The following is a 22,399-nucleotide window of genomic DNA, read 5'->3' on the forward strand; positions in this document are numbered from 1 at the left end:
GGCGCCGGCCGCCGACGGGCACGGCGAGCAGGGGGGCGCGGAAGACGCGGACGGCGCCACCGCCGGGGCCGGCGTCCTACTCCTCGACCAGCATCCGGGAGCGCAGCGAGGCCAGGGTCCGGCTCAGCAGACGGGAGACGTGCATCTGGGAGATGCCGAGCTCGGCCCCGATGTCGGACTGGGTCATCTCCCGGCCGAAGCGCAGCTCCAGGATCTTCCGCTCCCGGCCGTCCAGCTTTTCGAGCAGCGGCTGGAGGGCGTGGAAGTTCTCCACGTTCTCCAGGGCGGGGTCGGTGTCGCCGATGCGGTCGGCCAGCGGGGTGTCGTTGCCGCTGCCGTCCTCGGCGCCGCCGGGGATGTCCAGGGAACCGGCGACGTAGCCGTTGCCGGCGATCTGCCCCTCGACGACCTCCTCTGCGGTGAGCCCCATGTGCTCGGCCAGCTCCTCGGTCGTCGGGGAGCGGCCCATCCGGCTCGACAGGTCGTCGACGGCCTTGGCCAGGTCCAGACGGAATTCCTGGAGGCGGCGGGGGACGTGCACGGCCCAGGAGGTGTCCCGGAAGAACCGCTTGATCTCCCCCACGATGTACGGCACGGCGAAGGTGGTGAACTCGACCTCGCGGCTCAGGTCGAACCGGTCGATGGCCTTGATCAGCCCGATCGTGCCGACCTGCACGATGTCCTCCATCGGCTCCGCCCGGTTGCGGAACCGGGAGGCGGCGAAACGGACCAGCGACAGGTTGAGCTCGATCAGGGTGTTGCGGGCGTACTGGTACTCGTGGGTGCCTTCCTCCAGCTCGGTGAGCCGGCCGAAGAAGACCTTCGACATCGCGCGGGCGTCCTGCGGTGCCACCTTGGTGGGGTCGGTGACCAGGGGCAGACCGGCGTCGGGGGCCGCCGTCGGCGGTCCGGCCACGACGGGGGCGCCGGACCCGTCCGCGTCGAGTGCGTCGGGGGCTGTGCTGGTGGGCGCGTTCAAGGCCATGGAGTTCATCAGTCTCTCCCGCATAGCAACTGTTGTCGTACGACACCTTGCCCCTGCCCGCCCGCCGGAGGGCCACACTCCACGATCCGGAGGAATTCTCCGCCATCGACCACCGGCCGCCACCTGCGAGGACATCAGGCCCCGGAAGCGGGAACCGGCCCCTCGCGCCCCGTGGGCACCAGCGGCACCGGCCCGGGGAAACTTTTGCATGACGGCAACCATCGAGGGCACACGGCTGCTCGGAGAACGATGCACCGGCTGCCCGGAGGTTGATGAAGATGGTCCCCCTGCTCCTCGTACTGCTCCTCGCCCTGGTCCTCTTCGGCGCCGGATTCGCGCTCAAGGCCCTGTGGTGGATCGCCGTCATCGTGCTGGCGGTCTGGCTGCTGGGATTCGTCATCCGGCCCGCCGCCGGCGCGGGCGGCCGCAGGGGCCGGTGGTACCGCTGGTGAGGCGGGATCCGGCGAGCCGTACCCCCTGACGACGCGCCGGACGGGAAGGGCAGTGGGGCCACCGGAACAGCCGGTGGCCCCACTGCCGTGCGCCCTGCCTGCTGTGCGCTCCCGCCGGCCGTCCGGGGCGGCGCTCAGCGGTTGGGCAGCTTCACGACGGTGACGAAGAACTCGTCGATCTGCCGGATGGCGGCGATGAACTGGTCGAGGTCGACCGGCTTGGTGACATAGGCGTTGGCGTGGAGCTTGTAGCTGCGCAGGATGTCCTCCTCGGCCGAGGAGGTGGTGAGCACGACCACCGGGATGTGGCTGAGGTCGTCGTCGGACTTGATGCGCTCCAGCACCTGCCGGCCGTCGTACTTCGGCAGGTTGAGGTCGAGCAGGATCAGATCGGGGCTCGGGGCGTCGGCGTACTCGCCGCGCCGGTAGAGGAAGTCCAGGGCCTCCAGACCGTCGCGCACCACGTGCAGCGTGTTGCCGATCTTGTTGTCCTCGAATGCCTCGCGGGTCATCAGCTCGTCGCCGGGGTCGTCCTCGACGAGCAGGACCTCGATGGGATGGGCAGCGGTCATGCGGTTCCTTCCAGGGCGTTCGGGCCGGCCGGGACGGCGACGGCGGTGGAGTCCCCTCCAGTGTCCTCGGACGGCGCGGGGGCGAGGCCGGGCAGGGTGAAGCAGATCCGCGTCCCCACGTCCCCGCCGGTGTCGACCCAGATCCGTCCCCCGTGGTGTTCGACGATCTTCTTGCAGAGGGCCAGGCCGATGCCGGTGCCACCGTAGGTGTCCCGGCCGTGCAGCCGCTGGAAGATCACGAACACCTTGTCCGCGAACTCCTCCGGGATGCCGATCCCGTTGTCCTCGACGGTGAACCGCCAGCCGGACTCCGCCTCGCTCTCGCAGCTGATGCGCACCACCGGCGGGCGGTCCGGGTCGCGGAACTTGAGGGCGTTGCCGACGAGGTTCTGCCACAGCATGGCCAGCAGCGTCGGGTCGCCGGTGATCCGCGGGAGCTCCGCCGGCCGCTCGACCTCGGCGCCCGACTCCTCGACGGAGGCGCCCAGGTTGGCCAGCGCCTTGTCCAGGGTCCTGCCGAGGTCGACCTCCTCGTCGGCGTCGTTCAGCCGGCCCACCCGGGAGAAGGTGAGCAGGTCGTTGATGAGCACCTGCATCCGCTTGGCGCCGTCCACGGCGAAGGCGATGTACTGCGTGCCGCGCTCGTCCAGCTGGTCGCCGTAGCGCTTGTCGATCAGCTGGCAGAACGAGGCGACCTTGCGGAGCGGTTCCTGGAGATCGTGCGAGGCGACGTAGGCGAACTGCTCCAGCTCGGCGTTGGACCGGCGCAGCTCCATCGTCTGCGCGTCCAGGTCCGCGGCCTGCTGCTTCAGCAGGTCCTGCTGGGCGCGGGAGGTGGCGAGCTCCGCGACGACGCGCCGCCGCATCTCCTCGACGACCTGGCCCACCTCGTTGATGTCCCGGGGCCCGTGCGCGGGGATGCGGTGCTCGAAGTCACCGGCGGCCACCCGGCGGGAGGCGGTGCGCAGCGCGCCCAGCGGTCCGGCGACGGCGATGTGCATCAGCACGGCCAGCGCCACCCCGGAGAGCAGGAACACGGCGAGCATGGCGGCCAGGGCGCCGTCGCGCACCGATTCGGACCGCTCGACCTGGGCGCGGGTCTCCGCGCGCAGCTCGTCCAGATGGCGGTTCTGCTCACTGAACCGGACGCGGACGCGGTCGAAGGACCGCTTGCTCTGCTCGATCCGCTCCTGGTCCGGCTTCTCGTCCCGGCGGACCGCCGCGATCAGCGGCTCGGCCTGGTCACGGCGCCAGTCGCGGGCCGCCGCGACGACCCCGTGGAGGTCCCGGGCCAGCCGGGGATCGTTGCCCACCAGCGACTCGATCCGGCGGACCGCGGCCCGTTCCGTCGCCCGGCCGCGGTCGTACGGCAGCAGGAACTGCCGGTCCCGGCTGAGCAGATAGCCGCGGATGCCGGTCTCCTGGTCGACCAGGGCGGTCTGCAGGCGGAGGGTGGACGCCCGCGCCGGGGAGATCCGGTCGACCAGCCGGTCGGTGGCCTCGCCGGTCCGGCTCAGCAGCGCCGCGCCGACGCCCGCGCAGGTCAGCACCAGCACGGCCATCGCCGCTATCAGGACGTGGATCCAGGACTGCACCGTGAGCCGCTGGTGGAAGCGGACCTTCGGGGCGCGGGCGGCGGGGCCCGCGGGCGCCGGTTCCTGCTCGGTCATCAGGTCTCGTTCCATTCGAGGTGCACGACGGCGACATCGTCCGCGAGGCCGCCACCGGGGGCGGCGATCGTCTCGACGCCGGAGATCACGGCGTCGACGAAACGGGGTCCCGGCAGGTGGGCATGGGTGCGGGCCAGTGCGGTCAGCCCGTCCTCCCCGAGCCGGGCGGAGCCGGTCGCGGAGGTACGGCCCTCGAACAGCCCGTCGGTGAACAGCATCAGCGCGCCCCGCTCCGGCAGCCGGAGCTCCTCCTCCTGCCAGTCGGCCGCCCCGGGGATCAGCCCCAGCGCCGGCCCGCACTCGGGCTCCACGAGGTCGACCACCGGCTCGGAGCCGCGCGGCCCCGACATGCTGCGGAGCAGCAGTCCGGGGTGGCCCGCGCGCAGGACCCGGACCCGGCGCCGGTCCGGCTCCAGGGCGAGGGTGCTCACCGTGGCGAAGAGCTCCGGGCCGGACCGCTCGGCGGTCAGGATGCGTTCCAGCTGGCGCAGCAGGTCGGGGCCGGTGACGCCGGTGAGCACCAGGGTGCGCCAGGCGATGCGCAGGCAGACCCCGAGCGCGGCCTCGTCCGGCCCGTGGCCGGAGACGTCGCCTATGACGGTGTGGACGACGCCGTCCTCCGCCTCCACCACGTCGTAGAAGTCACCGCCGAGCAGGGCCTGGGACCGGCCGGGCCGGTAGCGGGTCACCACCTCGACGTCGGCGGTGTCCAGCAGGGGCGAGGGCAGCAGGCCGCGTTCCAGCCGGGCGTTCTCCTGCGCCCGCAGCCGTTCGGCCTGGAGGTCGGCCGCCGCCTGCTCGGCCTGCTTGCGCTGGATCGAGTAGCGGAGGGTCCGCCCGAACAGATCGGGCTCCACCCGCCCCTTGACCAGGTAGTCCTGGGCGCCGGCGGTCACCGCCGCCAGTCCCGCGCCCTCCTCGGCCAGCCCGGTGAGCACCACCACGGGGGTCCGGGGAGCCGCCTGGAGGACCCGGGCGAGGCCGCCGAGCCCCTGGGCGTCGGGCAGGTGCAGATCCAGCAGGACGCAGTGCGGCCCGCCCGCCGTGAGCGCCCGGCAGGCGTCCCCCACGGACTGGACCCACTGCAGCCGGGCCGACACCCGGCTGTCCGCCAGCAGCTCTTCCACCAGCAGCGCGTCGCCCGGGTCGTCCTCGACCAGCAGCACCACCAGCTCGCCGGGATCCGCGTCCGGATCCGCGCCGGGCTCCTCGCCCGGCAGGCGGACGGTCAGCTCCGCCATGTCCATCTCCACCCCCACACTCCGTCGCGGGGTCTCCTTCCGCCGGAGCCCGTCGACCACCGTTCTCCGTCCCCGACAGGGCGTGCGCGCAGTGTTCTGCGGCGAGGCCGACCGAGGGGCAGTCCGTTGTCCGGGCGCAACGATATCCGGGAGGCCGCCGAGCGCGAGAGCCTTGGTTCCGGCCTCACGGTCTGCCATGCCAGTCGAGGCAGAGGACGAGGGCGTCGTCCTCGGGGCGGGGCGGCCGTCCGCAGTGGCCCGCGAGTTCCTGGAGCAGGGCCCGGGGGACCTGGGAGGCGGGCAGCAGCCGGGTGCTCGTCACGGCCCGGGCGAGCGCCCGCTCGCTGTAGCGCTCGCCGGCGGGCGACGCCGCGTCGCACACCCCCTCGCTGACGCAGAGCAGCCGGTCGCCGGGCAGCACCTGGGCGTACTGCGTCTGGTAGATGGTGTCCTCGAACATCCCCAGCGGCAGCTGCGCCTCGAACTCCAGCGGCTCCAGCGCGCCGTCGCGCAGCCGCCAGACGCGGGGCGATCCGGCGTCGACGACCTCGATCCGCCCGGTGGCCAGCTCGAACCGGAGCAGCAGCACCGACAAGTGGGCCGCGCCGCGGTGCTGCCCGTAGACCGCCTGGTCCGCCAGGCAGGCCTGGTCGACGAGGCCGAGCCCGGCCCGGCGGGCATTGCGCAGCGCGTTGACGGCGAGACCGGTCAGCAGGGCCGCCTCGATGCCCTCCCCGGTGCCGTTCGCCACGGTCAGCGTGAGGTGGTCGGCGGAGGTCGACCAGTCGAAGGTGTCGCCGAAGACGGCGTACGCGGGTTCGAGCTGCGCCCCGAGGTCGAACTCCGGCCGCGAGCACGCCTGGCCCGGCAGCAGCTGCCACTGCATCTCGGCGGCGAGGGTGAGCCGGTCGGCGCGGCGGGCCCGCAGATACAGATCGGTGTCGCGCGCGGCCACGACGATCTCCCGGCCGAGGATCTCGGAGATGTCGCCGAGTTCGCTCAGCACCTCCGGCGAGTACCGGGCCCCGGGCAGGGTGACGGTCAGGACGCCCAGCCGGTCGCCGCGCACGGTCACCGGCAGATGGGCGGTGACGACGGGCGGGGTGCCGCCGGACGAGACCTGGGGCCGCTGCGCGCCGAAGGCCCGGCCGGGGGTGCTGGCATGCACGAACAGCGGTTCCGCGGCGGACGGGAGGACGTCGACCGGCCGGAGGGTGGTCGCCCCGTAGTCGGCCATGAGCAGGCTGACGGCGGTGGCCGCGTAGTGCTTCACCAGCGTGGCCCGGACCACGTCCGGGAGTTCGTGGGGCGCGGCACCGCGCAGGGCGCGCTCCACAGCCGCAAAGCTGTCCACCGTTCGACGATCGCTTTCTGCGTGAGCTGCTGTCCGAGAGGTCTGCAAAGGGGAGGCAAAGCGCGTAACGGCCCCCGGGGCTGACAAGCCCGATCCGGGGTGTCAGAGTTGGGCATGTGAATCCCGCACCATCCCCCCGACGCGCTCGCGATGCCGCTCACGCCGCCCGTGAGGTGATCGAGTTGCTCGAGGTCCTGTGGGAACGCGGCCGGGACGCGGTGTCGTCCACCCCCGTCTCCCCCTCGCAGCTGCGGGTGCTGTACATCCTCGACCGCGACGAGGGCATCAACCTCCGCACGCTCGGGGAAGTCCTGGGTTCGGCCCCCTCCTCGGTCAGCCGGCTGTGCGACCGCCTCCAGGCACTCGGGTTCGTCGAGCGCGCTCCCAGCCCGGTGAGCCGGCGGGAGCTGGAGCTGTGGCTGACCGGCCGCGGCAAGTCGTACCTCCGCGACCTCCGGGCCCGGCGCGAGGAGGCACTGCTCGCCGTCATCGGCGGCATGTCCCCCACGGCCCGGAAGGGCCTGGTCGAGGGGCTGACCGGCTTCCGCACGGCGGTCGAGGACGCGGCGCCCGGACACGGCGTCGGCGCACCGGACCGGGACGCGCAGTCGGCCTGACCACCGCGTCCGGCGCATCGGCCCGTCCGCCGGTCCGCGCTGCCCGCCACCGCCTGCACCTCCCCGTCGTCTCCCGGTCCGCGCCCTCCCCCCGGCGCGGGTGCGGGCACGTCGGAGCGACGCGGTCCCGCCGGAGCAAGATTGTTGCCTCATGGACACAGTTGTCAAATAGAAAGAGTTTGCGCACCGTGCGTCCGCGGACCGGCCCCGGCGACGCCGTGACCGGCCACGGGACCCCGTCCCGGGCCGCGCCCCGCCCGCTCCGGTAGCGGGCCCTCCGGCCGGGTGCCAGGGTGGTGATGCTGGGTGATCGGCGTCAGGAGAGGTCCATGACTGATACGGAGGTCGTCGTCGAGCGGCGGATCGCGGCGCCGGTCGACCGGGTCTGGGACGCGCTGACCGATCTGGAGTCGGCCCCGCGCATCCTCAGTGGTGTGGAGCGGGTCGAGGTGCTCACCCCGGGGCCGTTCGCCGAGGGCACCCGGTGGCGCGAGACGCGGCGGATGCTCGGCAGGGAAGCCACCGAGGAGATGTACGTCACGGCGTGCGGGAAGCCGGAGGGCTTCGTCGTCGAGGCCGACTCGCGCGGCGCCCACTACACCTCCGCGTTCGCGCTGAGCCCGGAGGGCACGGACGCGACGACGGTGCGCATGACCTTCACGGCCCGTCCGCCGGGCGGCTTCGCCGGGGTGCTGACCAAGCTCTTCGGCGGGCTCGGCGCCAAGTCGGTGAGCCAGTCGATCGAGAAGGACCTCGCGGAGGTCGCCGCGTCGGTGGAGCGGCCCGAGCCGGAGCCGGAGCCCGGACCCGGAGCCTGAGGCCTGAGCGGGGCGGTTCCTGGGGGGCGAACCGGGCCTGTCGGCAGCTTCCGACCCGCCGGTGACGGCGGAACGCATCCCGCGCCCCGGCGTCGCGAAAACCTGCACGTGGGGTACGCCGGGCCACCGGACATCCGGCGGTGTCGGTGCGGGCGCCTAGGCTCCGGAGCATGAACTACGCAGAACTGCGCGAACTGCGGACCGCGCTGAGTTCGGCCGGCGACATCGCGTTCGCCCTGGAGGCCGACCCGTCCGGGGAGCAGGCGGCCGCCCTCGTCGACGCGCTGCGCCGGGCGCTCGCCGCTGCCGGCGCGCTGTCCGGCGAACACGGCGCCACGGGCTGCTCCCAGCACCCCCGCGGCGCGGTCGACCCGCTGTACGGAGACCCGGAGGACCCGCTGCCGCCCGGCTACGGCAAGTGCCTGCTGTGCAACGACCGCCGACGGCGGGCGAGCACCCAGCGGCCCGGCCGCCCTTGAGGATCCCTGAGGACGAGGGGCGGCGCGGCACTCGCCGGCGCCGCCCCGTCCGAGGTCAGTGCTGCTGGGTCGACCAGAACTCGTCGAAGGAGAGCAGGCCGTCACCGTTGCCGTCGGCGCTGTTGATCACGGCCTGGGCCACGGTCTCGGTGACGAAGGGGTCGCCGAGCTGAGCCATCACGCTCTTGTACTCGGTGGCCGAGATCAGGCCGTCCTTGTTCACGTCGTACCGGTCGAACGCGCGCCGTGCCTCGTCGATGTCCGCCACTGGTCCACCCCTTCGGTGTCTTCTTGCTGACGCGCACAGATTATCCGCTCCCCGTTCCGGCTCCCGGGGGGCCAGGTCCTCCCCGTTCCGGCTCCCGGGGCCAGGTCCCGGTCGTCGAACTCCCGTCGTCCGCCCGGAGGGCGGGCTCCGCGGCGTCGGGTGCGCGCTCTCGGCCTGCCGGGCCCCTGTGCCGGGGCGTCAGCGGAAGATGCCCGTGTGCCCGAGCGAGTACCGGCCCGGCTGGGGATAGACGGCGAGGCCGTGCGGGCCGCCGCCGACCGGGATACGCGCCAGCTGCTTCCCGGTGCGGGTGTCGATCGCGTACACCTCGGAGTCGTACCGGCCGGACAGCCACAGCACCTTGCCGTCGGCCGAGACGCCGCCCATGTCGGGGCTGCCGCCGTCCGGCAGCCGCCACTTCTTCGTCAGCTTGCGGGAGGCGAAGTCGTAGAGCGAGACGGTGCCCTCGCCTCGGTTGGAGATGTACATCGTCCGGGAGTCCCGGCTGACGTACAGCCCGTGCGCGCCCTTGCCGGTGGGCAGCAGCTTCGGGGTGGTGAACCGGTCGCCGTCGAGGACCCAGACGCCGTGCGCCATCATGTCCGCGATGAACCAGGTCCGCCCGTCCGGGGAGATCTTGACGTCCTGGGGCATCGCGCCCCGGAAGGGCAGCCGCTGCTGTCCGATCACCTTCATCCGCTCGGTGTCGACCTTGAGGAGTTCCCCGGAGAACTCGCAGGAGACGACGAAGTACCGGCCGTCGGCGGAGAAGTCGGCATGGTTCACGCCGTAGCAGGAGACCGGCACCTTCTTCCTGACGGCCATGGTGTGCGGGTCGCGGAAGACCAGCTCCCGGTCGAGGGAGGCCATCACCACCGCGTACCGGCCGTTGGGCGTGAAGTAGAGGTTGTACGGGTCGTGCACGTCGACGGGCTTGCCCGCCCTGCCGGTGGCCGGGTCGATCGGGGTCAGGGTGTGGCCGCGGTTGTTGTTCACCCAGAGCGTCTTCAGATCCCAGGACGGCACCACGTGCTGCGGCTGCACCCCGACCTTCAGGGTGTCGACCACCTTGTAGGTCTTCGGGTCGATGACCGACACGGTGCCGGAGTTGGTGTTCGGCACGTAGACCCGGGACGGGAAGTCCTTCACCACCGGGGAGAGCCGGCCGGGCCGGTCGGCGGCGTAGACGTCCCGCGGGTCGAGGACCGGCGGCATACCGGGCAGCCCGGCCGCCGCGGCGCGGGCTGCCCGGGCGGAACCGCCGGGGGACGGGGAGCGGGTGCCGTCGACGGCGGTGCGGCTGCCGGCGGAACCGGTCGAGCAGCCGGCGGCGGCGAGAGCCGCGGCGGCGAGCAGCAGGGTGGCGCGGACGAGGCGGGATCTCACGCGGCCCATTGAAGGCCAGCCGGTACGCCATGACCGCTATTGACCGGAATGAGCGGCCATGCGTGTCATCGTCACACAGAGTAGCCGCGATCAAGGAATCGTATGGCCGTTACACCATTCCCCGACGTTTGTGAGGCTGACGGCGGGGGCGGCCTTTGATCGTTGAAGTTTCTATCGCTCATATAGGTCAATACCGGGATATGAACCTTTGGCTGGCGGCACCCCGTCTGCCATAGTCATCAGCGACGCGCCACCCCATTGACCCGGGCACGGTCGTCCTGCTCCGCCGTGGATCACACCCCCTCGCTCCCGGCGGAGAACGAAGAGGCCCCCGCCGCAGTCGCACGACGACGCACCGGGGGCCTCTTCGCCTTCCGGGACCGAGTGGAGGCGACGGGCCGAGCGACTCCGGACCGGGCGTCTCCGAAGCGGCCGGCCAGGGCGGATCCGGCGGCCCCGGCAACACTCCCCGGCGCGCGAGGCGCGAGGAACCGGGGCCGGAGCCCGGCGACCGGGGCTCGGCAGCCGGGCTCAGCGGTCGGTGACCCGCATCTCGAACCAGGTCGTCTTGCCCCGGGGCAGCAGGTCGACGCCCCACCGGTCGGAGAGCTTGTCCACCAGGAACAGCCCGCGGCCACTGACGTCCATCTCGCGCACCGGCATCAGACAGGGCAGCCCCCGCGAGGGGTCGCGCACCTCGATCCGGATCCAGCCGCGGCGGCGCAGCATCCGCAGCCCGAAGGTGCGGGCACCGGTGTGCCGTACGGCATTGCCGACGAGTTCGGAGACCAGCAGCACGGCGTGCTCGGCGAGCTGGGCGGAGAGCGCCCAGTGCCGCAGCACGACCGCCTGGGTCAGCCGGCGCGCAGTGGCCGCCGATTCGGGGAGGGACGGCAGACTCACCTCGTCGACCGTCGGATCGCCGACCGTTTCGAGGGCCTGCATCGCCCGCTCGTCCGCCACGGACGGCACCCACCGCGCCGCGGTGGTGCCGGTGCGCCGCCGCGGCTGTTCCACTCCCTCGAGGCCCGCCATGCCCTCCATCATGGCCGCCCGGAAGGGATCACGGGGCGGAACCAAGGGATTACTTTGAGTGGATCACGTGCCCGCGCACACCGCCCGGGGCATGTGCCAGCGGCAGGAACGGCCTCCGGAGTCCGGCCCGACCTGCGCTGACACCCCGCACGCGGCCGATCGCTGTGCGTTCCGGTCCGGATATGCCTTAAGGCTGACTTAAGACGGGGCCGGTCCCCCGGACGGGTTCCGAGCCGGCGGCGCCACGGGGTGGCGCTCCCGCCGCGGGGGACCAGCACACCGGACATCAGCGGAACTTGGCCTTGCCCGGCCCCTCTTCCACGAAGCTGCGCATACCGGTCTCCCGGTCCTCGGTGGCGAACAGGCCCGCGAACCAGTTCCGTTCGACGGCGAGGCCGGAGTCGATGTCCGTCTCCAGACCGACGTCGACCGACTCCTTCGCGGCCCGCAGCGCGATGGCCGGGCCCTGGGCGAGCTTCGCGGCCCAGGCGTGCGCCTGCTCGTACACCTCACCGGCCGGGACGACCCGGTCGACCAGTCCGATGGCCAGCGCCTCGTCCGCCTTCACCTGGCGGCCCGTGAAGATCAGGTCCTTGGCCCGGGACGGGCCGACGAGCCGGGACAGCCGCTGGGTGCCGCCCGCGCCCGGGATCAGCCCGAGCAGGATCTCCGGCTGGCCGAGCTTGGCGTTCTCCCCGGCGATGCGGATGTCGGCGCAGAGCGCCAGTTCGCAGCCGCCGCCGAGGGCGTACCCGGTGACGGCGGCGACCACCGGCTTGGGGATCCGGGCGACGGCGGTGAAGGAGTCCTGCAGGGCGCGGGACCGGGCCACCATGGCCGCGTGATCCATGGCCTGCATCTCCTTGATGTCCGCGCCGGCCGCGAACACCTTCTCCCCGCCCCAGAGGATCACCGCGCGGATGTCGTCCCGCCGGGTCGCCTCCTCGGCGAGCTCCTTGAGCCGGTCCTGGGTGGCGATGTCCAGTGCGTTCATCGGCGGGCGGTCGAGCCGGATGGTGCCGACGCCGTCGGCGACCTCAAGATGCACAGTCATGCCCGCAGGTTAACGGCCGGGCGCCGAGGGGTCTCCCCCCGGAAGAGGGGGCGGACACCGACGGGCCCGGTGCCGCCGGAGATCAGCGGCACCGGGCCCGTCAGGGGAGTCCGGGCGCTACTGCGGCGCCTTCCACTCGTCCCAGTCCATGTTCCAGCCGTTGAGGCCGTTGTCCGGCGCGATCTTCTTGTCGTTCGAGTTCTTCACGACCACCACGTCGCCGAGGATCGACTTGTTGAAGAACCAGGCGGCCGGGGTCCCGTTGTCGCCGCCGCCCCGGATGTCGGAGAGACCGACGCAGCCGTGGCTGGCGTTGACGCTGCCGAACACGGACGACCCGGCCCAGTAGTTGCCGTGGAGGAAGGTGCCGGAGTTGCTGAGCCGCATCGCGTGCGGCACGTCCTTGATGTCGTACTCACCGCCGAAGCCGACCGTGTCCCCGTTCATACGGGTCACCTCGTGCTTCTCGCTGATCACCATCGCACCGTTGTACGTGGTGGTCGCCGGAGCGCCCGCGGTGATCGGGATCGTCTTGATCACCTTGCCGTCGCGCTCGACGGCCATCGTCTTCTTCTCGGCGTCGACGGTGCTCACCTGGCTGCGGCCGATGGTGAACTTCACCTTCTTCACCTGCTTGCCGTAGACCCCCGGCCGGCCCTCGACCCCGTCGAGGTTCAGGCTCAGCGTCACCTCGGTGCCGGGCTTCCAGTACTTCTCCGGACGGAAGTCCAGCCGGTCGTTGCCGAACCAGTGGCCCTCGACGGGCACCGCCGGCGAGGCCTTCACCGTGACGGCCCGCTCGACGGCGGCCGGGTCGGTGATGCCCCGGCTGAACCGGATGGAGACCGGCATGCCCACGCCGACCTCGGAACCGTCCTCCGGCGTGAAGTGGCCGACGAAGGTGTTCTTCGGCACCAGCGTGGTGAAGCTGGAGTGCTCGGCGGACTGCCGCCCCTCGGAGTCCTCGGCGACCGCGTCCACGGTGTACTCGGTCGACGCGGCCAGGTGCCCGGTGGGCTTCCAGAGCTTCCCGCCCTCGGTGACCTTCCCGGCGATCCGATTGCCCTTGGAGTCCCGGACCTTGACCGAGCTGAGCCGGCCCTTCTCGGCGGTGACCTCGAGACCGTCGCTGGTCTCCACGTCCTTGGCGCCGTCCTTGGGGGCGATGCCGACCACGGCCTCGGACCGCTTCGAGCCGTCGCCCCCGCCCCTGCCCTCGTCCGCCCCGGCGTCCGGGCCGCACCCGGTCACGGCCAGCAGAAAGGCCCCGCTCACCACCGCGAGCAGGGCCCTGGCCCCCTGCCGACTCCGCCGAACGCCCGGCGCCCCCGATATCGGCTGCACGTTCACTTGGTTCTCCCCTCGCACGGGCCCCGGTACGGCCCGCCACGCTTCCCCCGCACGCGCAAAACGGCGCGCACGCTGCTAGATAACCACACCGCCGTGGAAGAGAAATCCCCGTGAAGGTCACGGATCAGTCCCAAGTCGGCCGGGCGTCCGGCGGATGCGCGGGGGTACCCGAGTGCGGCGGTGCGGGGCTTCGCAGGGGGAGACGGCGGGAAGGCGGACTCCGTTCCGTGCGGGGCGGTTTCGGCAGGGAATAGCGGTACGGGCGGTTGTTCCGGCGCGCGGAAATCTCAGCCCAGGGACACCTCAGCACAGGGACGCCTCAGCCCAAGAGGTCTCAGCCCAGGAGGTCTCAGCACCGGACATCCCCAGCACTGGACGTCTCAGCGCTGCACGTCCCAAGTGCAGGGCGCCCCAAGTGCAGGACGTCTCAAGTGCGGGACGTCCCAAGTGCGGGACGTCCCAAGTGCAGGGCGTCTCAAGTGCAGGGCGTCTCAGTACAGAACGCCTCGCGTGCAGAGCGCCTCAGCGCAGGGCCGAGCCCGTCCGCCACTGCCGCCAGGGCATGTTCCAGCCGCCGAGGCCGTTGTCCGGGGCGACCGTGCGGTCGGCGCTGCGCACCACTTCCACCACGTCGCCGATCAGCGAGCTCTCGTAGAACCAGCGGGCGGGCGTCGGGGCACCGCCGCCGCGCACGTCGCGCAGCGAGATGCAGCCGTGGCTGGTGTTGGCCACGCCGAACGTGCTGGGCGGGGCCCAGTAGTTGCCGTGCAGGAAGGTCCCCGAGGTGGTCAGCCGCATGGCGTGCGGCACGTCCTCGATGTCGTACTCACCGCCGAAGCCGACCGTGTCCCCGTTCATCCGGGTCACCTCGTGCCGTTCCATGATCACCATCCGTCCGTTGTAGGTCGGATTGGCCGGTTCGCCGGCGGTGGCCGGCAGCGTCGCGGCCCGCCGGCCGTCGCGCCACACGGTGAGCGTGTGGGCCGCCGCGTCCAGCCGGCTGACCTGGCTGCGGGCCACGGTGAACCGCACCGTCTTGTGCTGCACGCCGAACACCCCCGGCGCGCCCTGCACGTCCCGCAGCCGCAGCCGGACGGAGACCTCGGTGCCGGGCCTCCAGTACGCGCGCGGCCGGAAGTCCAGCCGCCGGCCGCCGAACCAGTGCGCCGCGACGGCGACCGGGGGCCACGCGGTCACCCGGATCCCGCGCTCGACCGCCGCGCGGCGGGTGACGGGCCGGTTGAACTCGAACGACACGATCATGCCGGTGCCGACCAGGGACCGGTGCTCCGGCCGGAAGTAGCCGATGAACCGGTGCCGGGGCACGAACGTGGTGAAGGTGGTGTGCCGGGCGGTGCGGCGGCCGTGCCGGTCGACCGCCACCGCGTCCACGGTGTACCGGCCGCGCAGCCGGAACGGGCCGGCCAACGGGCGCCAGCGGCGGCCGTCCCCGCTGACGCGCCCGGCCACGGGCCGGTCCCGGGCGTCCCCCGTCCGGACCACCCGGACCCGCTCCAGCCGGCCGCCGGACACCGTGACCCGCACCGGCGACCGGGGCCGGACGCCCCGGGCGCCGTCCAGCGGAGTGACGGCGATGACGGGGCGGTCCGCGGGCAGCGGCCGTTCCCCGAGGGCGGTGCCCGACTGGCCGCACGCGGCCGCCGCCACCAGCAGGGCGGCCGTGGCGAGCCCCGCAGCTGCGCGCCGTAGGCGCCTCGCAACCTTTTTCACGCGGAGCCCAACGATCGCACCCCCGCGAGGGAAACGAACGTGAGGCCGGACGCCGGTGTGAGGGCGAGCCCCCGAGCGGGCAGAACAGGGGGAAGGACCAGCAGGGTCGGGCCGCGGCCGGGGCGCCGCGGGCCCGGCCCGGTCATGAGCCGCGGGAGGCTGCCACGTGTCGAGCGCACCCGAACAGGCGGACGTGCGGGACGGGCTTCCCGCCGCGGCGGACGGACCGCATCCGGGCTCACCACCGGCGCAGGCAGCGGCCCCGGCGCAGCCCGGGGCGGCCGCGGCGCCGCCGGCCGCCCGGCCCGGCAGCCCGCAGCCGCTCGGCGCCCGGTTCCGGACCGCCGCCGACGGGACGTCCGGGACCAACTTCGCCCTGTGGGCGCGCGGCGCGGAGGCGGTGGAGGTCTGCCTGTTCGACGCCGACGGGGCCGAGACCCGCCGCCCGCTGGGCGAGCTGACCCACGAGATCTGGCACGGCTTCGTGCCCGGCGTACGCCCCGGGCAGCGGTACGGCTTCCGGGTGCACGGCCGCTGGGACCCGTGGACCGGCGCCCGCTGGAACCCCGCCAAGCTGCTGCTGGACCCGTACGCCCGCGCCGTGGACGGGGAGTTCACCGGCCCCGGGGGCGGCGGGCCGCTGCCGCCGGAGGTCTACGGGCACGTGCGGGACTGGCCGCAGCAGCACGTAGCGGACACCGTCCGGGACGACCGGGACTCGGCGCCGTTCGTCCCCAAGTCCGTCGTGGTCCATGACGACGACGACTGGTCCGACGACCGCCGCCCCAAGACACCGTGGGCCGACTCGGTCATCTACGAGCTGCATGTGCGCGGCTTCACCATGCGCCACCCGGGGGTGCCGGAGCGGCTGCGCGGCACCTACGCGGGGCTGGGGCACCCGGCCGCCGTCGAGCATCTGACCCGGCTCGGGGTGACGGCCGTGGAGCTGCTGCCGGTGCATCAGTTCGCGCACGAGGACCATCTGCTGCGGCGGGGCCTGCGCAACTACTGGGGCTACAACTCCGTCGGCTACTTCGCGCCGCACGGCGGGTACTCCGCGTCCGGGACCCGCGGCCAGCAGGTGGGCGAGTTCAAGAGGATGGTGCGGGCGCTGCACGCCGCCGGCATCGAAGTGATCCTCGACGTGGTCTACAACCACACGGCCGAGGCGGGCGAGCTGGGGCCGATGTTCTCGCTGCGCGGCATCGACAACCGCGGCTACTACCGGTTGCAGCAGGACCCGCGGCGCTATGCCGACTACACCGGGTGCGGCAACACCCTCCAGGTCGTCCAGCCCCCCGTGCTGCGGCTGATCACCGACTCGCTGCGCTACTGGGTGACGGAGATGGGCGTCGACGGCTTCCGCTTCGACCTGGCCTCGGCACTGGCCCGCGCCATGCACGACGTCGACATGCTCTCCCCCTTCCTCGCGGTGATCGCCCAGGACCCGGTGCTGCGCCGGGTGAAGCTGATCGCGGAGCCATGGGACGTCGGCTCCGGCGGGTACCAGGTCGGGGCGTTCCCCCCGCTGTGGACCGAGTGGAACGACCGGTACCGGGACGCGGTGCGCGACTTCTGGCGCGGCGCGCTGCCGGACGTCCGGGACCTCGGCTACCGGCTGTCCGGCTCCAGCGACCTCTACGCCTGGGGCGGCCGGCGCCCACAGGCCTCCGTCAACTTCGTCACCGCGCACGACGGCTTCACCCTGCGCGACCTGGTGTCCTACGAGCGCAAGCACAACGAGGCGAACGGCGAGGGCAACCGCGACGGCACCGACGACAACCGGTCCTGGAACTGCGGCGCCGAGGGCCCCACGGACGACCCCGCGGTCCTGGCGCTCCGCCGCCGTCAGCTGCGCGGCCTGCTCACCACCCTGCTGCTGTCCACCGGGGTTCCGATGCTGGTCGCGGGCGACGAACTCGGCCGCACCCAGGGCGGCAACAACAACGCGTACTGCCAGGACAACGAGACCGGCTGGGTCGACTGGTCGCTGCTGGACGACCCCGGCTGGCGGGCCCTGACCCAGCTGGCCTCCCGGCTGATCGCGCTGCGCCACGCCCATCCGGTGCTGCGCCGCGGGGCGTTCTTCTCCGGCCGCGCGCAGGGGCCGGGCGGGCTGCGGGACCTGGCCTGGTTCACCGCGGAGGGGCGGGAGATGACCGAGGCCGACTGGTACGCGCCGACCGCGACGCTCGGGATGTACCTCTCGGGGCGGGACCTGCCGCAGCGCGACGAGCAGGGCCGGCCGCTGACCGACGACAGCTTCCTGGCCGTGCTGCACGCCGACCCCGAGCCCGGCCGCTTCGTACTGCCGGGCGGGCCGTGGGCGACGGGGTACGAACTGCTGGTGGACACCGCGCGGGAGGACCAGACCCGGGCGCCGGGCACCCGGCACGCGGCCGGCTCGCCGTTCCTGCTGCCGGCCCGGGCGGCGGTGCTGTTCCGGGCGGTCGGCCACCCGGTGGAGACTCGCCCGGACCGGTGGAAAACCGGATGAGGGGTGTCAGTGGCCGACCGTAGTCCCGCCGGTGATGACTGCCCACCGCGCCGACGGCTCCACGCAGGACGCCTCGTCCGGCAACGCCTGCGATCCCGCCGCCGATTCCGCTTCCGATTCCGCCGCCGTTTCCGCCCCTCACGCGCTTTCCCCGGAGCGCCCGGTCGCCTCCGGCCGTCCCGGCCGGCGCCGCGTAGCCGTTCGCTATGCGGGCGCCGTTCCGCGCCCAACGAACGTTTTCCGGCCAACTTATTGACACGCTCCTGACATTCATGGGTGCGGGGTGGGACTCTTCCCTCGACCGCCGCACGGCTCCCCCACAGGCGCCATGCCGTGCCCCGCGGTCCGCACCTCGGCACGTCATCCCAGGTCCACCTGTACTCCCAGGTCCACCTGCACCTCCAGGTCACCTGTAGCTCCAGGTTCCACCTGTTCTTCCAGGTCCTGCCTGTTCTTCCAGGTTCCACCTGTTCTGCGAACTGCTTGTTCTGCCCGGCGGCACCCCAGGCCGTCCGGTCCCCCTGGCCGCGCACACCCTGGCGCGGCCGCAGCAGAAGGAGTTCCGCGTGAGACGAACCCCCCGCACACCCGGGCGCCGCGCCGTCGCGACCGGAGCGCTCGTCGCCGTCACGGCCATGCTCGCCGTCGGCGTCCAGACCGGAACCGCCGCGGCCCGTCCGGACGGTGACGCCCGGACCACCGCCGCGTTCGCGAAGCCCGACCCCGGCGCACTGCCCGCCAAGCTCTCCCCCGCGCAGCGGGCGGAGCTGCTCCGCGAGGCCGACGCCACCAAGGCCGCGACCGCGAAGACCCTCGGCCTCGGGTCGAAGGAGAAGCTGGTCGTCCGGGACGTCGTGCGCAACGCCGACGGCACCACGCACACCCGCTACGAGCGCACCTACGCGGGCCTGCCCGTCCTCGGCGGCGACCTCGTCGTGCACGAGACCAAGGGCGGTTCGGTCGAGGGCGTCACCAAGGCGGTGAAGTCCCGGATCGCCGTCGCCGGCACCACCCCGCGGGTGTCCGCCGGCACGGCCGAGCGCACCGCGGTGAAGGCCGCGAAGGCGGAGGGCTCGAAGCGGGCCGACGCCGACCGGGCCCCGCGCAAGGTGGTCTGGGTGGCCGACGGCAAGCCCGTCCTCGCCTGGGAGACCGTCGTCGGCGGCCTGCAGCACGACGGAACCCCCAATGAGCTGCACGTCATCACCGACGCGCGGACCGGGAAGACCCTGTACCAGTACCAGGCCGTGGTCAACGGCACCGGCAACAGCCAGTACAGCGGCAAGGTCACCATCGGCACCGCGCCGTCGTACACGATGACCGACACCACCCGGGGCAGCCACAAGACCTACGACCTGAACCACGGGTCGTCGGGCACCGGCACGCTCTTCTCCGACGCCGACGACGTCTGGGGCGACGGCAAGCCGTCCAACACCCAGACCGCGGGCGTGGACGCCCACTACGGCGCCGCGGAGACCTGGGACTACTTCAAGAACGTGCACGGCCGCAGCGGCATCCGCGGCGACGGCGTCGGTGCGTACTCCCGGGTGCACTACGGCAACAACTACGTCAACGCCTTCTGGCAGGACTCCTGCTTCTGCATGACCTACGGCGACGGCTCCGGCAACGCCAAGCCGCTCACCTCCATGGACGTCGCGGCGCACGAGATGAGCCACGGCGTGACCGCGGCCACCGCCAAGCTCGTCTACAGCGGTGAGTCCGGCGGCCTCAACGAGGCGACCTCGGACATCTTCGCCGCCACCGTGGAGTTCTACGCGAACAACACCTCGGACCCGGGCGACTACCTGGTCGGCGAGAAGATCGACATCAACGGCGACGGCACCCCGCTGCGCTACATGGACAAGCCGAGCAAGGACGGCTCGTCCAAGGACAACTGGTACTCGGGCATCGGCAACGTGGACGTCCACTACTCCTCGGGCGTCGCCAACCACTTCTTCTACCTGCTGTCCGAGGGCAGCGGCCAGAAGGTCGTCAACGGTGTCTCCTACGACAGCCCGACCTACGACAACCAGCCCGTCCCGGGCATCGGCCGCGCCAACGCCGAGAAGATCTGGTTCAAGGCCCTCACCGAGCGGATGACGGCCAACACCAACTACGCGGCCGCCCGGACGGCCACCCTGCAGGCCGCTGCCGATCTGTTCGGCCAGGGCAGCGCCACGTACAACACGGTGGCCAACACCTGGGCCGCGGTGAACGTCGGCACCCGGATCACCGACGGTGTCTCCGTCACCAGCCCGGGCAACCAGAGCAGCACCGTCGGACAGCCCGCCAGCCTGCAGATCAAGGCGACCAGCAGCACCACGGGCGCGCTGACCTACTCCGCGACCGGCCTCCCGGCGGGCCTGTCCATCAACGCCTCGACCGGTCTGATCTCCGGTACGCCGACGACCGCGGGCACCAGCAATGTGACCGTGACGGTGAAGGACTCGGCCGGCAAGACCGGTACGGCGTCGTTCACCTGGACCGTCAGCACCAGCGGCGGCGGCAGCGTCTTCGAGAACACCGACGACGTCGCCATCCCGGACGCCGGTGCCGCGGTCACCTCACCGATCAACGTCAGCCGCGCCGGCAACGCGCCGAGCGCCCTGAAGGTGGACGTGGACATCATCCACAGCTACCGGGGTGACCTCGTCATCGACCTGGTCGCGCCGGACGGGACGGCCTACCGGCTGAAGAACTCCAGCGCGTTCGACTCGGCCGCCGACGTGAAGACCACGTACACCGTCAACGCCTCCTCCGAGGCGGCGAGCGGCACCTGGAAGCTCAAGGTCCAGGACGTGTACTCGGTCGACACCGGCCGCATCAACAGCTGGAAGCTGACCTTCTGACGGGCCTTTTCCGGCAGTCGGGAACTCCTGGCAACACCGGGCGGCGCCCGGGGAGCACCCCTCCCCGGGCGCCGCCGCCTGCGCTTTCCCGGGCTTCGCAGGGCCGTTGGGCTCCGATGCGCCCCCCGGGGCCTGTCCGTCTTCCGGACCGCGATCTTTGGGTAACGGACGATTTCCGGCCAACCTCGGTCTCACCCGATGACATGTTCGCATCGCAATGGGAGTCTCTCCTCGCACCACATCAACACCCGCACCTCCTAACCCCCCACACACCAGGAGGAGTTCGAGTGAGCTCTGCTACCCCCCACATATCCCGCAAGAACCGCGTGCGCATCGTCGCGGCCTCCATCGCCGCGGGCGGACTGCTCGCCGCCGGGATCGCGGGATCGGCCGACGCCAGTCCCGCCGGGGACACCGCTTCCAAGGCGCAGCCGATGAAGCTCTCCGCCTCGCAGCGCGTCACGCTGCTGCAGGAGGCCAACGCCACCAAGGCCGCGGACGCGAAGGCGCTCGGCCTCGGGGCCAAGGAGAAGCTGGTCGTCCGGGACGTCGTGAAGGATGGCGACGGCACGACCCACACGCGCTACGAGCGCACCTACGAGGGCCTTCCGGTCCTCGGTGGCGACATGATCGTCCACAAGGCGAAGAGCGGTAAGTCCGAGGGCGTCACCAAGTCCACGAAGGCCACCATCGCCGTCGCCAGCACCAAGGCGACCGTCGCGCCGGCCACCGCCGAGAAGAGCGCGCTGAAGAGCGCCGTCCGCGCCGAGGGTGCCAAGGCCGCCAAGGGCGCCGAGCCCCGCAAGGTGATCTGGGCCGCCTCCGGCAAGCCCGTCCTCGCCTGGGAGACCGTCACCCGCGGCTTCCAGAAGGACGGCACGCCGAGCGAGCTGCACGTCGTCTCCGACGCGAAGACCGGCGAGAAGCTCTACGAGTACCAGGCCGTCCACACCGGTGCCGGCGAGAGCCAGTACAGCGGCAAGGTCGACCTGACCACCTCCAAGGACGGCTCGGGCTTCGCCATGAAGGACGGCGACCGGGGCGACCACACCACCAAGGACCTCGGCAACAGCGAGTCCGGCGAGGGCAAGACCCTCACGGACGAGGACGACAAGTGGGGCACCGGCAAGGCGGACGACAAGCAGACCGCCGCCGTCGACGCCCACTACGGCGCCCAGCTGACCTGGGACTACTACAAGAAGGTGCACAACCGGAACGGCATCAAGGGCGACGGCAAGGGTGCCACCTCCCGGGTCCACTACGGCAAGGCGTACGTCAACGCCTTCTGGGAGGACAGCTGCTTCTGCATGACCTACGGCGACGGGGAGGGCGACAAGAAGCCGCTCACCTCGATCGACGTGGCGGCCCACGAGATGACGCACGGCGTCACCTCCGCCACCGCCGGTCTGGAGTACAGCGGTGAGTCCGGCGGCCTGAACGAGGCCACCTCCGACATCTTCGGTGCCGCCGTCGAGTTCAGCGCCAAGAACAAGGAGGACGTCGGCGACTACCTCGTCGGCGAGGAGATCGACATCGCGGGCGACGGCAAGCCGCTGCGCTACATGGACAAGCCGAGCAAGGACGGCCAGTCCGCGGACAACTGGTCCAAGGACGTCGGCAACGAGGACGTGCACCACTCCTCGGGCGTCGCCAACCACTTCTTCTACCTGCTGTCCGAGGGCAGCGGCGCCAAGGAGATCAACGGCGTCAAGTACGACAGCCCGACCGCGGACGACTCCAAGGTCGAGGGCATCGGCCGGGAGAAGGCCGAGAAGATCTGGTTCAAGGCCCTCACCAGCTACATGACCACGAACACCGACTACAAGGGTGCGCGTGAGGCGACCGTGAAGGCCGCGACCGACCTGTACAAGGCCGACAGCGCCGAGGTCAAGGGTGTCGAGGCCGCCTGGAAGGGCGTCAACGTCAAGTGACCTCCTTCCGTCCCCGCGGGGCCCGGTGATCCCGGGCCGGCGGTGACGAAACGAACCGGGCGGTGCCCGGGGGCGTCCTTCCTCGTCCCCGGGCACCGCCCTTCCACATG

18 protein-coding genes are annotated in these 22,399 nt (G+C 72.1%); 7 read left to right on the forward strand and 11 right to left on the reverse strand.

The features are described from left to right. Window positions 1–76: 76 nt before the first annotated feature. The gene (locus ABT112_RS29660; protein ID WP_351514783.1) at window positions 77–994 is read right to left on the reverse strand and encodes an RNA polymerase sigma factor SigF; all 918 of its coding nucleotides are present in this window, start codon (window positions 992–994) and stop codon (window positions 77–79) included. Window positions 995–1,263: 269 nt separating this feature from the next. Here ABT112_RS29660 and ABT112_RS29665 point away from each other — a divergent pair, with 269 nt between their 5' ends. Beyond that, window positions 1,264–1,437: a hydrophobic protein gene (locus ABT112_RS29665; RefSeq protein ID WP_351514823.1), complete on the forward strand. Its 174-nt coding sequence runs from the start codon at window positions 1,264–1,266 to the stop codon at window positions 1,435–1,437. A gap of 134 nt (window positions 1,438–1,571) precedes the next feature. On the opposite strand, the gene ABT112_RS29670 is transcribed toward ABT112_RS29665, so the two are convergent. The 4 genes from ABT112_RS29670 to ABT112_RS29685 form a co-directional block, all read right to left on the reverse strand. Next, window positions 1,572–2,009, reverse strand: coding sequence for a response regulator (locus tag ABT112_RS29670; protein WP_351514785.1), 438 nt, complete (start codon window positions 2,007–2,009; stop codon window positions 1,572–1,574). Continuing rightward, entirely contained in the window at window positions 2,006–3,679 is a 1,674-nt protein-coding gene (locus tag ABT112_RS29675) for a sensor histidine kinase (RefSeq protein WP_351514787.1), read from the reverse strand. The genes ABT112_RS29670 and ABT112_RS29675 overlap by 4 nt, the downstream gene beginning before the upstream one ends. Then, window positions 3,679–4,920: a PP2C family protein-serine/threonine phosphatase gene (locus ABT112_RS29680; RefSeq protein ID WP_351514789.1), complete on the reverse strand. Its 1,242-nt coding sequence runs from the start codon at window positions 4,918–4,920 to the stop codon at window positions 3,679–3,681. Before ABT112_RS29680 ends, ABT112_RS29675 begins: the two co-directional genes overlap by 1 nt. Window positions 4,921–5,104: 184 nt before the next feature. Continuing rightward, complete coding sequence (locus tag ABT112_RS29685) at window positions 5,105–6,274, reverse strand: PP2C family protein-serine/threonine phosphatase (protein ID WP_351514791.1); 1,170 nt, start codon at window positions 6,272–6,274, stop codon at window positions 5,105–5,107. A 116-nt stretch (window positions 6,275–6,390) separates the two neighbouring features. On the opposite strand from ABT112_RS29685, the gene ABT112_RS29690 reads away from it, so the two are divergent. From ABT112_RS29690 to ABT112_RS29700, 3 genes are all read left to right on the forward strand, one after another. After that, window positions 6,391–6,891 (forward strand): MarR family winged helix-turn-helix transcriptional regulator, encoded by a 501-nt coding sequence (locus ABT112_RS29690; RefSeq protein ID WP_351514793.1) that lies wholly within the window; start codon window positions 6,391–6,393, stop codon window positions 6,889–6,891. 329 nt (window positions 6,892–7,220) lie between these two features. After that, entirely contained in the window at window positions 7,221–7,709 is a 489-nt protein-coding gene (locus tag ABT112_RS29695) for an SRPBCC family protein (RefSeq protein WP_351514795.1), read from the forward strand. A 170-nt stretch (window positions 7,710–7,879) separates the two neighbouring features. Continuing rightward, a complete protein-coding gene (locus ABT112_RS29700) occupies window positions 7,880–8,188 on the forward strand; it encodes a hypothetical protein (protein ID WP_351514797.1) in 309 nt (102 codons plus the stop codon). A gap of 55 nt (window positions 8,189–8,243) precedes the next feature. On the opposite strand, the gene ABT112_RS29705 is transcribed toward ABT112_RS29700, so the two are convergent. From ABT112_RS29705 to ABT112_RS29730, 6 genes are all read right to left on the reverse strand, one after another. Beyond that, window positions 8,244–8,456 (reverse strand): EF-hand domain-containing protein, encoded by a 213-nt coding sequence (locus ABT112_RS29705; protein WP_351514799.1) that lies wholly within the window; start codon window positions 8,454–8,456, stop codon window positions 8,244–8,246. Between the two features lie 198 nt (window positions 8,457–8,654). Beyond that, window positions 8,655–9,842: a YVTN family beta-propeller repeat protein gene (locus ABT112_RS29710; protein ID WP_351514801.1), complete on the reverse strand. Its 1,188-nt coding sequence runs from the start codon at window positions 9,840–9,842 to the stop codon at window positions 8,655–8,657. Between the two features lie 531 nt (window positions 9,843–10,373). Then, entirely contained in the window at window positions 10,374–10,889 is a 516-nt protein-coding gene (locus tag ABT112_RS29715; protein WP_351514824.1) for an ATP-binding protein, read from the reverse strand. A 274-nt stretch (window positions 10,890–11,163) separates the two neighbouring features. Beyond that, a complete protein-coding gene (locus ABT112_RS29720; RefSeq protein ID WP_351514803.1) occupies window positions 11,164–11,931 on the reverse strand; it encodes an enoyl-CoA hydratase/isomerase family protein in 768 nt (255 codons plus the stop codon). 117 nt (window positions 11,932–12,048) lie between these two features. Further along, complete coding sequence (locus tag ABT112_RS29725; RefSeq protein ID WP_351514805.1) at window positions 12,049–13,281, reverse strand: L,D-transpeptidase; 1,233 nt, start codon at window positions 13,279–13,281, stop codon at window positions 12,049–12,051. A gap of 522 nt (window positions 13,282–13,803) precedes the next feature. Next, on the reverse strand, window positions 13,804–15,012 hold the full coding sequence (locus tag ABT112_RS29730) for a L,D-transpeptidase (protein ID WP_351514807.1): 1,209 nt from the start codon (window positions 15,010–15,012) through the stop codon (window positions 13,804–13,806). Window positions 15,013–15,178: 166 nt separating this feature from the next. On the opposite strand from ABT112_RS29730, the gene glgX reads away from it, so the two are divergent. The 3 genes from glgX (at window position 15,179) to ABT112_RS29745 (ending at window position 22,289) form a co-directional block, all read left to right on the forward strand. Further along, on the forward strand, window positions 15,179–17,509 hold the full coding sequence (gene glgX / locus ABT112_RS29735; RefSeq protein ID WP_351514809.1) for a glycogen debranching protein GlgX: 2,331 nt from the start codon (window positions 15,179–15,181) through the stop codon (window positions 17,507–17,509). Between the two features lie 635 nt (window positions 17,510–18,144). Continuing rightward, window positions 18,145–20,358 (forward strand): M4 family metallopeptidase, encoded by a 2,214-nt coding sequence (locus ABT112_RS29740; RefSeq protein ID WP_351514826.1) that lies wholly within the window; start codon window positions 18,145–18,147, stop codon window positions 20,356–20,358. 287 nt (window positions 20,359–20,645) lie between these two features. Further along, entirely contained in the window at window positions 20,646–22,289 is a 1,644-nt protein-coding gene (locus ABT112_RS29745) for a M4 family metallopeptidase (RefSeq protein WP_351514811.1), read from the forward strand. Window positions 22,290–22,399: the final 110 nt, after the last annotated feature.

Origin of the sequence: Streptomyces sp. NPDC002055 (genome assembly GCF_040296705.1) — a bacterium.
Classification (GTDB): Bacteria; Actinomycetota; Actinomycetes; order Streptomycetales; family Streptomycetaceae; genus Streptomyces.